At 70.6% G+C, this 12,273-nt stretch carries 11 protein-coding genes and 1 pseudogene; 4 read left to right on the plus strand and 8 right to left on the minus strand.

Translation table 11 applies throughout. The features are described 5' to 3' along the window. Positions 1–6 precede the first annotated feature (6 nt). Positions 7–2,217: a tryptophan synthase alpha chain gene (locus OZ403_RS00165; RefSeq protein ID WP_268783196.1), complete on the minus strand. Its 2,211-nt coding sequence runs from the start codon at positions 2,215–2,217 to the stop codon at positions 7–9. 244 nt (positions 2,218–2,461) lie between these two features. Between OZ403_RS00165 and OZ403_RS00170 the strand changes: the two genes are divergently transcribed. After that, positions 2,462–4,738, plus strand: coding sequence for an ATP-binding protein (locus tag OZ403_RS00170; protein WP_140786541.1), 2,277 nt, complete (start codon positions 2,462–2,464; stop codon positions 4,736–4,738). A gap of 9 nt (positions 4,739–4,747) precedes the next feature. On the opposite strand, the gene OZ403_RS00175 is transcribed toward OZ403_RS00170, so the two are convergent. The 5 genes from OZ403_RS00175 to OZ403_RS00195 form a co-directional block, all read right to left on the minus strand. Beyond that, complete coding sequence (locus tag OZ403_RS00175; RefSeq protein ID WP_268783197.1) at positions 4,748–5,647, minus strand: MBL fold metallo-hydrolase; 900 nt, start codon at positions 5,645–5,647, stop codon at positions 4,748–4,750. A 139-nt stretch (positions 5,648–5,786) separates the two neighbouring features. Continuing rightward, on the minus strand, positions 5,787–6,272 hold the full coding sequence (locus OZ403_RS00180; RefSeq protein WP_140786543.1) for a cupin domain-containing protein: 486 nt from the start codon (positions 6,270–6,272) through the stop codon (positions 5,787–5,789). Between the two features lie 184 nt (positions 6,273–6,456). Then, positions 6,457–7,386, minus strand: coding sequence for a TIGR02266 family protein (locus OZ403_RS00185; RefSeq protein ID WP_268783198.1), 930 nt, complete (start codon positions 7,384–7,386; stop codon positions 6,457–6,459). 142 nt (positions 7,387–7,528) lie between these two features. Next, positions 7,529–8,338, minus strand: a complete 810-nt coding sequence (locus tag OZ403_RS00190; protein WP_268783199.1) for an RtcB family protein — start codon at positions 8,336–8,338, stop codon at positions 7,529–7,531. Continuing rightward, on the minus strand, positions 8,304–8,885 hold the full coding sequence (locus tag OZ403_RS00195; RefSeq protein ID WP_268783200.1) for an RtcB family protein: 582 nt from the start codon (positions 8,883–8,885) through the stop codon (positions 8,304–8,306). The genes OZ403_RS00190 and OZ403_RS00195 overlap by 35 nt, the downstream gene beginning before the upstream one ends. A 277-nt stretch (positions 8,886–9,162) precedes the next feature. Here OZ403_RS00195 and OZ403_RS00200 point away from each other — a divergent pair, with 277 nt between their 5' ends. Further along, positions 9,163–9,495 (plus strand): hypothetical protein, encoded by a 333-nt coding sequence (locus OZ403_RS00200; protein WP_140852760.1) that lies wholly within the window; start codon positions 9,163–9,165, stop codon positions 9,493–9,495. Between the two features lie 16 nt (positions 9,496–9,511). Here OZ403_RS00200 and OZ403_RS00205 read toward each other — a convergent pair whose 3' ends face one another. Continuing rightward, the gene (locus OZ403_RS00205; protein WP_140852761.1) at positions 9,512–9,781 is read right to left on the minus strand and encodes an alpha/beta fold hydrolase; all 270 of its coding nucleotides are present in this window, start codon (positions 9,779–9,781) and stop codon (positions 9,512–9,514) included. A gap of 195 nt (positions 9,782–9,976) precedes the next feature. Between OZ403_RS00205 and OZ403_RS00210 the strand changes: the two genes are divergently transcribed. After that, entirely contained in the window at positions 9,977–10,891 is a 915-nt protein-coding gene (locus OZ403_RS00210) for a sigma-70 family RNA polymerase sigma factor (protein WP_268783201.1), read from the plus strand. A gap of 98 nt (positions 10,892–10,989) precedes the next feature. After that, entirely contained in the window at positions 10,990–11,313 is a 324-nt protein-coding gene (locus OZ403_RS00215; protein ID WP_140786548.1) for a pilus assembly protein N-terminal domain-containing protein, read from the plus strand. Positions 11,314–12,093: 780 nt separating this feature from the next. On the opposite strand, the pseudogene OZ403_RS00220 reads toward OZ403_RS00215, so the two are convergent. After that, positions 12,094–12,204 (minus strand): annotated as a pseudogene (locus tag OZ403_RS00220) (hypothetical protein); the annotation flags it as partial. Positions 12,205–12,273 lie beyond the last annotated feature (69 nt).

Genomic DNA, 12,273 nt, shown 5'->3' on the forward strand with positions numbered 1-12,273 from the left:
CTCTCGTTACCGGCAGTCGGGGTCCTCCGCGTCCGCGAAGCCATCCGCGTCGTTGTCCGCGCCATCCGCGCACCGGCCTGCTTCCGTCTCGGCGTACTCGCTGATGTGCAGCGTGTACCGGATGGGCGTGTCCTGGTCGGGATTCGCCATGCCGTCCACCACCACCAGCACCGTCTGGCCCTGCGCCAGCGTCACCTTCACGGAGGGCGAGCGCCCGGTCCCTCCATTCGGGTTGGAGGCGCAGCCCAGCTCCGTGCCCCGGCAACCGGTGAGCACGTAGAGCGCGTTGCCCCACTCACCAGGCGCCGTGTCGAAGACGTAGGTGCCCGTCCGCGGTGCCGTCCACAGGTGCGCGCGGTCCTGCTGGAGCAGCGCGCCGCAGGTGCCCTGGAATCCATCGCCGGAGTCCGCCGTCTCGCCGTGGAACGTCACCGGCATCGCGCTGCCCAAATCATGGTGCGCGCAGCCACGGCCACCGCAGCCCGGCGCGTCGTGGCAGTCCGTGTCCGCGCAGTCCACCCAGCGGTCCCCATCATTGTCCATGCCGTCGAAGCAGGAGCCCGCCTCGCTGGCTCGCAGCTCGTCGATGTGCAGCTCGAAGTACCCCGCGCTGAACCGGTCCTGGCTCGCCGAGTCCACCACCACCAGCACCGTCTGTCCCTGCACCAGCGGCACCGAGACACGCGCGCCGCCGCCGTAGCTGATGCCGTCCTTCGCGCACGCCAGCTCCGCGCCCCCGCAGCCGCCGCTGCGCACGGAGATGAGCGAGCGGATGGCCGACTTCGCCGTGTCGAAGGTGAAGAGCGCACTCCTGGGCGCCGTCCATAGGAAGCCCCGGTCCGGCGCGCCGCTCCCGCCGCACGAGGACTGGTGGTCATCCCCCGCGTGCGCGGTGGAGCCCTTCACCATCACCGGCAACACGCTGCCCAGGTTCCGGTCCACGCACACGGACGCGTTCGCCGCGCAGACGTTGGGGGCGCCCGTCGCTCCACAGGATTCGGGCGCCGTGCAGGTGCCGCACTCCAGGACGCCGCCGCACCCATCCGGCACGGTGCCGCAGTCCTTGCCCAGCAGGCCGCAGGTGTACGGGCGGCAGGAAGGCGCCGCGCACACGTTGGGCGTGCCTCCGCCCCCGCACGTCTCGCCATTCGCGCACGTCCCGCACTGGAGCGCGCCGCCACAGCCATCCGGCACGGTGCCGCAGTCCTTGCCCTGCGACTCGCAGGTGGCCGGTGTGCAGAGGGGACGGCCACAGACGTGATCCACGCCGCCTCCGCCGCACGTCTCGCCCGCCGGGCAGGCGCCGCAGTCCAGGAGCCCGCCGCAGCCATCCGGCACGGTGCCGCAGTTCTTTCCCTGGGACTCGCAGGTGAGCGGGGTGCACACGCCGCCGCCGCACACGTTGGGCTCGGCGCCGCCGCACGTCTGGCCGTCCGCGCAGACGCCGCAGTCGAGCATGCCGCCGCACCCGTCCGCCACCGGCCCGCAGTTCTTCCCCAGCGTCTCACACGTTCCCGGCGTACACGGCGAGTTGCCGCAGACATTGGGCACGCCGCCGCCGCCACACGTCAGGCCGCCCGCGCAGGCCCCACAGTCGAGCATGCCGCCGCAGCCGTCGGACACCTGTCCGCAGTCCTTCCCCAGCGCGTCGCAGGTGGCACGCTTGCAGATGCCGCGGCCACACACGTTGGGCGCGCCGCCGCCCCCGCACGTCAGGCCGTCCGCGCAGACGCCACAGTCGAGCATGCCGCCACAGCCGTCCGGCACGGCGCCGCAGTTGCGCGCCAGCGACTCACAGGTGTCCGGCGTGCAGGTGGGCTCGCCGCACACGTTGGACGTGCCCCCGCCGCCGCAGGACTCGGGCGCCGTGCAGGTGCCGCAGTCGAGCACGTCTTCACAGCCATCCGACACCGGTCCGCAGTTGAGCCCCAGGGCCTCACAGGTGGTGGGCTCGCAGGGCGCCGGTCCGCACACGTTGTGCCGGCCACCGCCTCCGCACACCTCACCGGGGCCACAGGCGCCGCAGTCGAGCGTGCCGCCACAGCCGTCAATGGCGATGCCGCAGTCCATGCCCTGGGAGGCGCACGTCATGGGCTCGCAGGCGGACACTGGCCGGCGGCTGTCCGCGTCCTCGTCCGGTTGCGTCTGGCTGCACGCCACCCACAGCACCAGCCCACACGCCCAGAACCACGCTCCCCGTCGCCCCGCTCCGCGCATGCGCTCTCGTCCCGCCCTGGCCACCACCCGCGCCCAACGTGGGTCCGGGCTTCGCGCATGCCCAGCCGGGGTGTGAGGTGGGGTTGGACGGTGCACACACCGCGGCGCGCGGGCACGGGCGCCGTCTGCCCGAGCGCCCGGTTTCCGACGTTCGAGTCACCCGGCGAGCCCCCTGGATTCAGGGTGCGGAGCGATTCACCCTGCCCGAGGGCATGGGCGGTGGACCGTCTGGGGAGGAGGGGAGGTGGCACGTCCGTGGACGTTCGCGCAGCGCGCGGGCGCCGGCTTCATCATCTCGTTGGTGGTGGCGCTCGTGCTGGCGGGAACGTCCGTGGTGGCGCTGCTCTCCGTGCGGGCCAACCACAAGGCGCGCATCCTGGAGCTGTCCCGGGACGTGCTGGACATCAAACAACTGGAGCGGACCTTCAACGACAAGGTCGTCAGTGGGCGGGGCTTCGCTTTATCGGGAGATGCCTTCTTCGCCCAGGACATGTCCGTCGCGCGCGAGCGCTTCATCGCCACCTATGAAGCCCTGAAGCGCCGGCTCACCCAGGAGCCCCTGGCCACGCAACTGGAGGCCGTCTCCCACGCGGAGCTGGAGCACGAGGAGGCCATGCAGGCGCTCATCATGGAGCGCGAGGACGGCGTGCCCCGCCAGCGGCTGGAGCAGATTTTCGACGGCCACGTGGCGGACACGCGCCGCCGCACCATGGACAGCCTTCGGATACTCCACCAGCAGACGGAGGCCCGGCTGTCCCAGGGCATCCATGAGAGTCTGGCCACGGACCGCAGCGCGCTCGGGCTGTCCCTGCTCGCGGGAAGCCTGGGCCTCGCGGGGGCGACGATGCTGGCGTGGACGCTGACGCGCAGACTGCGGCCCATCCAACAGGAGGCAGAGGCCAGCGCAGAGCGCTTCCAACTCCTCGTGGAGGGGGTGCGCGACTACGCCTTGTTCCTGCTGGACGCGCGGGGCCGGGTGGAGAGCTGGAACCCGGGCGCGGAGCGCATCATGGGCTACCGCGAGGCGGAAATCCTGGGCCAGCCCTCCAGCGTCTTCTATCCGCCGGATGCGGTGGCGGCGGGGATTCCGGACAAGGACCTGGCGCGGGCCCGGAGGGATGGGCGGCTGCACACGGAGGGCTGGCGGGTGCGCAAGGACGGCTCGCGCTACCTGGCGGACACCAATGTCACCGTGCTCCAGGACGCGCACGGGCAGCCGCGCGGCTTCGCCAAGGTGACGCGCGACATCACCGAGCGGCGCCGGGCCGAGCGCACGCAGCAGCTGCTGGCGGAGGCAGGGGGCCTCTTCCACCAGTTCCAGGACCCCGACCAGACGGTGGCTGAGCTGACGCGCATCATGGTGCCGGAGGTGGCGGACGCCTGTCTGCTCTTCCTGATGACGACCAGTGGCGACCTCTGGCCTCGCGCGGTGGCGCACGCGGTGCCGGAGAAGGAGGCGTGGCTGTGGGACGCGGCGCGGCGCTTTCCGCCACCGCGAGACTCGCAGTGGGGCATCTGGCAGGTGATGCGCACGGGACGCTCCGAGCTCAAGAGCGATGTGTCCCCGGAGACGCTGTCAGAGGGACTGGTGGGCCCCGAGCCCCTGTCCCTGATGGAGAAGGTGGGCGTGCGCTCCTACCTCGGTGTGCCGCTGCGGGTGGGGCGGCAGACGCGCGGGGTGTTCGTGCTGCTGACGTCCGCGCCGGAGCGCCGGTTGACGGTGACGGACCAGGTCTTCGTGGAGGAGGTGGCGGGGCGGGCCGCGCTCGCGCTGGACAACGCCCGGCTCTGGAGCGAGGCGCAGGATGCGGTGGAGCTCATCGGCGTGGCGGCGCACGACTTGGGCAATCCGTTGAACACGCTGCAGTTGCTGCTGCGAAGGCTTCAGCGGATGGAGCTCGCGGGTGAGCAGAAGGCGCGCGACGGGCTGGCGGCGGCGCTGAAGCAGACGCAGCGGCTGGGGCAGCTGCTGCACAACCTGCTGGACTTGTCGCGGCTGTCGTCGGGGAAGCTGATGCTGGACGTGGCGCCGGTGGACCTGCCGGAGCTGGTGCACGAGGTGGTGGAGCGCTTCGCCGAACAGGCCGCGGAGGCGGGCTGCAAGCTGGAGTTCGGCGCAGAATTGGGGCTGGTGGGCCGGTGGGACCGGCTGCGGTTGGACCGGGTGGTGACGAACCTTTTGTCCAACGCGCTGAAGTTCGGCAGGGGACGGCCGGTGGAGGTCCGGGTGGAGTACGCGGGCGTGGCGCGGGCGCGGCTGTGCGTGAGGGACCACGGCGTGGGCATTGCCCCGGAGGCGCAGCGGCGCATCTTCGAGCGCTTCGAAAGAGAGCCCTCCGGCGGCCAGCATGCGGGCTTCGGGCTGGGGCTCTACATCGTCCGGCAGCTGGTGGAGGCGCACGGCGGCACCATCCGCGTGGAGAGCGCCCCCAGCGAGGGCGCCACCTTCATCGTGGAGCTGCCGCTGATGCTGCTGGGTTCGGAGCTGCGCGAGCCACCCGATATATCCCTGCACTCATGAGCCCGCCCGTCACGCGTGCAGCGGCGGCTGGGTATCCACGAAGGTCCGCAGGGGCGACAGCGTCGGCGCCTTCTCCTGCTCCTCCAGCAGCTCGAACTCCAGCGAGTCATGCGCGCAGAACACCGTGACGACCCGTCCGTGCCGCTGCACCAGCTCGCGCAGCCGGCGCATGTTGTGCCAGCGCAGATAGCCATCCTTCTGCATCAGCTTCTGGTAGGCGCGCAGCCCTGGCGTGCACCGGTACCGGTCAGGGGCCATCTCCCCGTGGTAGAAGTACGCGTCTCCGGCGTGTAGCAGCCAGCCGCTGCCATTCTGGATGGCCACGCCCGCGTGGCCCAGGGTGTGGCCCGGCAGTGGCACCAGCAGGATTTCCGCCGGCAGGCCTGTCAAATCCCGCACGCACTCGAAGCCGAACCAGCGCTCACCGTCTCCACCGGAGGGGTACGTCACCCATTGCGTCTCGTGCATCCACTGCAACGGCCGGTAGCGGCGCCGATCCAACGGCGTCGCCTGGGCCACGGCGCCCTGGTACTCGTCCGACAGCAGGTGGACCCGGGCGTGTGGGAAGTCGTCCAGGCCGCCGGCATGGTCGAAGTCCAGGTGGGTGAGGACGATGTCGCGCACGTCCCTGGCCTGGAAGCCCATGCGCTCAATCTGCCGGATGGCCGTGGAGCCCTCGTTGAGCTGGGGCCGCATCAGCAGGTCGAGGAACAGGGGCGACAGCCGGGGGCGCCGGTGCTTCACGTCCTCCAGGCCGAAGCCGGTGTCCACCAGGATGAGTCCCTGCCGGCCTTCCACCAGGAGGCAGTGACACGTCAGTGCCGCGGGCCCCTTGAAGCCCTTTCGTCCGTCCACCAACCGGCCGCCCGGTGGGCACATGGTGGTGCAGTTCAGGTGGTGGATGCGCATCGCTTCCGCTCCTCGGCAGGGAGCCGCTCGGGCGGCCCGGGTCCGGAGCTAAAGGTGCGCCGCGCGGCGCCACGGAGGAATCCGCGCGAGCGGGGTGGCAGAAGGCTCGCCCGCCCGGCGGGGTGCCTGGACGTCCGCCTCAGAGCTGCTGCAGGTGCTCGGCCGTCCGCTCCTCGCGGACGTTGCCGGTGTTGAGCGTGGTGGCGGGCTCGAAGAGCAGGACGTGGACCTCCTCCTCCGCCACGGGACGGTGCTCCACGCCGCGAGGAATGATGATGAACTCGCCTGGGCCCACGTTCACCGTGCGCTCGCGCAGCTCCATGCGCAGCTGGCCGTGGAGCACGAGGAACAGTTCGTCCTCGGCGTCGTGATGGTGCCAGACGAAGGGGCCGTGGAGCCGGGCCAGCCGGACGTGTTGGCCGTTCAGCTCGCCCACCACCTTCGGGGACCAGTGCTCGGAGAAGAGGGCCAGCTTCTGCGCGAGGTTGACCTTGTCCACCTCGGGGGTTGGTGCGTCCAGGGTGCCAGTGCCTTCCAAGGCACGGGCAGTGTCGGCGCGGCGGCGGGAGTCCCAGCGCGGACGACGTCCGGCGAGGACCGTGGGGCTGCGATGAGGCGCGCTCATGCGGGTGTCATCTCCTTCCGCGGCGCCGCTGCATTGGCTTGCGCCATGAGTTCGTCGTCGGAGTGTCTGTCTTCTGCGGAGGATAATCCCGCCTGTCAGCGCGCGGGAGTGGCCGCGAGGTCGACTACCCGACGGATGACGTGAAACATCGCGCCCGCGTGTCACGAAGGCGTCTGTCTCGAGCTCAGTCCGGGAAGAACATCGGGTCGCGCGTGGTGACGAACGAGGAGATGGCGCTGGCCACTTCCGCCGGCAGCCCGGTGAATTGCACACCCACGCCTGGCATCAGCTCCGGCGTGCGGGAATTGGCCTCGCGCACCCAGCGCACCACGCCCGCCACCTTCATGGGCCGGCCGCCCGGCAGCGTGAAGTCCAGCTCCACCTGCGTGCCGCGCGGCACCGCGTCCACGGTGGCGATGAAGACGCCGCCCTCGCTGATGTCCAGTGAGAAACCCGTGAAGAAGTTGGAGTCGCTGCGCATGTCGATGGACGTGTGCATCCGCACCCGTCCGTTGCGCCGCGCGTCGTTCTCCGGCGCCGCGGCGGGCCGTGCCGCGGCTGCTGGAAGGGGCGGGTGCCCCTGGGCCCTCGCCGCGGCGGCCGCCCGCGCCAGCTCGGCCTGGCGGGCCTTGGCCGCTTCGTGCTGTGCCCGCGACGCGGCTTCCTGGCGGGCCTTGGCCGCCTCGGCCTGACGCTTGAGCACCGCTTCCGCCTCGGTCACCGCGCGGGCCACCTGCGCCGCCTGCTCCTGGTGCGCCCGCAGCAGCGACTGCATCTCCGAACCCGCCTGCCGCCGGGCCTGGAGCGCCGCCTGCCGGGCCTGGAGCGCCCGGGCGCGCGGCGCCTCCACGTCCAGCGCGGGCGCAGCGGCAAGCTGCAACCGGGAGGCCTGTTCCCCCAGCATGGGGTCGGCGCCGGGGGCCTGGTGGGCCCGCGTCAGCGCCTGCCGCGTCTGCTCCAGCCGGGTGGCCAGCGTGGACGCCTCCGCCGTGGTCTGGGCGAGTTGTTCATGGAGCCGGGCCTCCAGCGTGGACAGCTCGCTCTCGGCGCGAGCCAGCTCCGCTTCACGGGAAGCAGCCGGGGGCATGCGGGCAGCAGGGGACGGCGAGCTCATGGGCGAAAGACTCCAGGGGCGCCCACTGTAGCGTCCCCCGGACGGCCCCACGAGCCCTACGCGCCGAGCCGGAAATGACCCGGGGCCGCCCGCCTCCCAGGGATTGGCGGCGGGCAGGCGGCCGTGCGCCGCCCGGGCCGCCTCAGTCCGCGCCCTTGATGCAGGCCACCGGCTTGAGCCGGTAGGCCACCCGGGCCAGCCCCGCCATCTCCACCGTCTCCAGGACGTCGTCCAGGTTCTTGTAGCAAGGGCCGGACTCGTCCAGCGGCGTCTGGCGGGTATTGAGGAGGATGCCCGCCTCGGCCATGCGCTTGTCGGTGGCGTCCTGCTTCAGCACGCGCCTCGCCTCGCCGCGCGACATGCGGCGGCCGGAGCCGTGGTTCACCGAATAGATGGACTTCTGTGCGCCCGGCTCGGCGAAGAGGATGGCGCTGCCCGTCTCCATGGAGCCCGGGATGAGGATGGGGTGGCCCGTGTTCTCCCAGGGCGTGCCCTTCAGCGCGGGGTGTCCTCCGGGGAACGCGCGCGTGGCGCCCTTTCGGGCGACGAACTTCCCCGCCTCCTTCTGGATGAGGTTGTGGGAGATTTCGTAATACACGCTGGCCGTGCCGCCGAAGACGTCCTCCAGCGCCGCGCACACCGCCTCACCGATGATGAGCCGGTTGGCCACCGCGAAGTTGGCCGCCATGTTGTGGAGGTTCCAGTAGTCGCGGCCCAGCGGGCTCTCCGCGTCCAGCCAGACATGGTCCTCGCTGCGGCTCTTGAGGCCCAGCTGCGCGGCGCCCTCCACGAAGAAGTGCTTGGCGATGTTCCACCCGAAGCCGCGGCTACCGGTGTGCAGCATCACCCACACGCGGCCGTCCTGGTCCACCTGCATCTCGGTGAAGTGGTTGCCGCCGCCCAGGCTGCCCAACTGCTCACGCTTGCCGAAGGCGCGCTCGGGGATGTCCACCCGGTCGTCCTCGACGGGGATGTAGTCGCGCTCGCTCGGTGACGGATGAACCCCGGCCCAGGGCCTTGGCGCCGTGGCGCACCACGTCCGCGAAGGTGCGGTCCGTCACCCTGCGCTGCTTCTGCACGCGGCTGGCGCCCACGCCCACGGCGATGCGCTTCGTCACCTCTTCAATCCAGCGGCGGCGCTTCGTGGCGTCGGCGACGTCCTCGGCGGTGAGCGTCGTCTGCAACTGCACCATGCCGCAGCCGATGTCGTAGCCGGCGGCGGTGGGCAGGAGGATGCCGTCCGTTTCCACCACCGTGCCAATGGGTACGCCGTAGCCCAGGTGACAGTCGGGTGTGACAGCCACGCGGGTGACCCCGGGGAAGGATGACGCATTCACCACCTGGTCAAAGACAGAGTCCTCCAGTCCAGGTTGCTCGGGGCCCTCCCCCCACAGCAACTTGTCGGACAGGAACAGGTCCGCATCGACCTTCATGCTCTTGGTCTTCGCCAGGACGTAATGGCCCTCTGAGACCTTCTCCAGCCGCTGCTTCCAACTCATGACCCGAATCCCCCAGATGGGATGAACACGCGGCAGCGACGGGAGCGTCCAGGGAAGCTGACGCCAGGAGCCGAAACCCGAAAACAGGAGCAGAGGATGCTGGGGGCACAGGTGGGAAGGCGAGCGAATTCGGAGCCGCGCGCGGCCGCGGCCGGGACGTGCCCGGCCGGGCGAAAGTCAGCCCGAGAGCGGACGGCGAGGCTCCGATCGCCCCGGGACTTGTCACGTCCGGATTCCATTCCCATCCATTCCGCAGCATCCAGGTAGGGGGTGGGCGATGGGTTTCCTTGGTGGGATTTTCCTGGCGGTGGCGTTGCAGACGGGACCCGTGGAGAGGGAGCAGGCACAGACGTCGGTGGAGGTGGCAGCCCCGGTGTTCAATCCCTCCGCGTGCGCGAAGAAACGGGTGGACCCCTGTGGGTGTCACCATGTGTATGGCATCCGGCACTGCCACCCGAATCGGAAGGGTGACCACTGCGAGGCACCGGTGAAGGCGGAGGTCGAGGCCCCGCGCAAGAGCCAGGACGCCTCGAAGAAGGCGGACACGCAGGCCCGGACGCGCGAGCCCGAGAAGAAGCAGCTCGACCCGAGCAAGTCCGTGTCCATGTAGGACCCAGGCGCGCGGGCTATTCGCGGAGGAACGCGGAGACCTCGCGCGCCAGCAATTCAGGCGCGGTGACGTGGGCCACGTGGCCCTGTCCGGGCAGGATGCCCAGGCGGGCGTGGCTCAGCGTCCGCGCGAGCGCACGGCAGGGCTGGGCCAGGAGCACCTCCGGGCTGCGCGCTCCCAACAGGCCCAGGGAAGCCCTTCCAGCGCGCGCAGCTCCCGGGCGAAGCGGGGCGTCATCTCCACCCGCCGCGACCACTGCGGCGTCTGAAGGAAGGCCTCCAGTCATGGTGGAGCGGGGTGCCTTGTGGCCTAGTGTGGCCGCCCGCGCGCCCCACGCCGCCCAAGGTAATGGCCTTTGGCGACTTCCTGGCGCAGTGGCTCGCCGAGCTGTCGTGAAGGCCGGGTGGAAACGGGGGGAGGGAACGGGGTAACTAGGCGGGTGAGCCGTGCCGCTCCAGGCACGCGCGGTGCCGAGGTGCGCATGCGAACGCAGCAGAGCCGCTCGCTCGTCTTCCTCCAGCAGCTCGGCCCCGGGGCACGTGAGGGCTACGAGGCCCTGCCCGGGCTGGAGGACACGCTGGTCGCGCTTTGCGCGGCGGCGCGGCAGGCCTGGCCGGGCGTGACGCTGGCGGAGGAAGACTTCCTGCGCCACCTTGCTTCGTGCCTGCCACGGGACGAGGAGCCCTCACGGGTGCTGGCCACCGTGCATGCCGCGGACCTCTATCTGGCATGTGCCTGTGTGCGGGGGAGCGCCGCGGCGCATGTCGCGCTGGAGCGCCACGTTCTTCCCAAGGCGGCGGCGTCCTTGGCTCGGATGCGGGACACGGGGGTGGACCCCTCCGAGGTGGTTCAACACCTGCGCGAGCGGCTGTTCGTCCCGGAAGGTGACCGGCCCGCGCGCATGGCGGAATACCAGGGCAGTGGTCCGCTCGCGGCCTGGTTGCGGGCAGCAGCGGTGCGCACCGCCCTCAACCTCCAGCGCTCGGAGCGCCGGAGGGCCCACGCCGAAGAGGAGGCGGAGGCGCTCCCGCTGCCAACCCAGGCGGGCATGGCGGATGTCGAGCTGGACTACCTGCGCAAGAACCACCGCGAGCATTTCCAGGCGGCGCTCTCCGAGGCACTGAATGCCCTGCCCACGCGGGAGCGCACCGTGCTGCGCTTGCACGTGGTGGAGGGGCTGAGCCTGGAGCGCATCGGCACCATGTACCAGACGCACAAGTCCACCGTGTCGCGCTGGGTGGCCCGCGCCCGGGAAGCGGCGCTGGAGGGCACACGTCAGCGGCTGGCGGAGCGGCTCCGGCTCACCTCCGGCGAACTGCACAGCCTGATGCGGGTGGTACAGGGAGAGCTGGACCTGAGCCTGCCGTCCCTGCTGAGCCTGCCTGGGGCTTCCTGAGGGTCCGCGGACTTTTTTCGCGGCCGCGTGCAACGCTCCGGCATGGCCGGTGTCATCCGGGTGAAGGTGGAACACCCCCCTCTTGGAGGACACACACCATGCATCACCCAATTGGCCTTGCCCTGGTTGCGCTGGCGTTGGTGGGAGCGCCTGCGCTGGCGGAGGAGTCGAAGCCGGCCCCGTCTTCTGGGGCCTCGGCCACCACCGAGGAAACGGTGGTCGTGAAGAAGGGCAGCCATCGCGAGCTTCAAATTCCAGGAATGGTCCGCATCGCGATTGACGAACCGGAGATTGCGGACATCAAGGCGCTCGGCAAAGGGGTGCTGCGCATCACCGGTAAGCAAGCCGGTGAGACAGCGCTGCTCGTGTGGGCGGGGCCCGAGAACAAGCGCAGCAGCTACCGCATCGTCGTCACTGATTGATGCAGGGCATTGGTGGCCATGGTGCCGCCATGTGACATGAATGGAATCCGCGCTCCTCCGCGCAGGGATGAGGGGCGTGGGCGCCGCTGGACCAGGGCTTCGCGCCGTCGGAAGCGGTCGGGGACAAGGTGCATGCGAGAGCGGTGCATCACCTGCCGCCGCACGAAGGCGCGTCGCAGCTGGAGGTGGTTCAGCGGATGCGGTGGGGGCCACCGCCCCACTTGTCCGAGCTGACGTGTCCGCCGTGAGCCCTGGATGCGCGTGGTCACCTCCCGAAGGCGGATTGCCACCACCTCGAGGCTTGGAGGGCTCATCTAGAGAGAGCGCCTTCCAGAGGACCTCCGCGGCAGTCTCGACGTCTTCTTCACTCACCACCTCGCCCCGGCCCGCGCGGCGCACGAGCTCCGACAGCACGCCCCACACCATGCACTCATGGAGCCAGGTGCGGCCCTTGGGAAACACCTTCTCGCGCTCGCCATGCTCGAGGACCTCCAGCACCTGCGCGCGCGTCCGTCCGTCATGCTCGCCCGGTGGGTCCGTGTCCGGATGGTTGTGAAGGAAGGTGAAGCCCACGAGGTGGGGCTGCAACAGCGCCCAGGTCGCGAACTCGCGCCAGAAGGCGATGAAGACGTCGCGAAAACCCTGCCGCAGCGGGTCGCCATCCGCCATCTGGTAGGCGACGAAACCCGTGTAGGACAGCTCGCGCTCGGTGAGGGTCCGTATCGCCCTCGCGATGCCCTGCTTGCTGCCGTAGTAACGATACAGCGAGCCCACCGAGAGCCGCGTGGCCCGGGCCAGTTCCGCGGCCCGGACGTTGTCGAACCCCCGCTGTGCCAGCAACTCCGCCGCGTCACGCAGCCTGAAAGCGCGCATCTCCGCCAACGTGTACATCCGCCCGTCCCCCTGTCTTCGCGGCCGTCGCGTGGAAGGAACGTTCCCTCCACGACGACCTGTCTACAG

This window comes from Myxococcus sp. NMCA1, assembly GCF_026810205.1.
Taxonomy (GTDB): Bacteria; Myxococcota; Myxococcia; order Myxococcales; family Myxococcaceae; genus Myxococcus; species Myxococcus xanthus_A.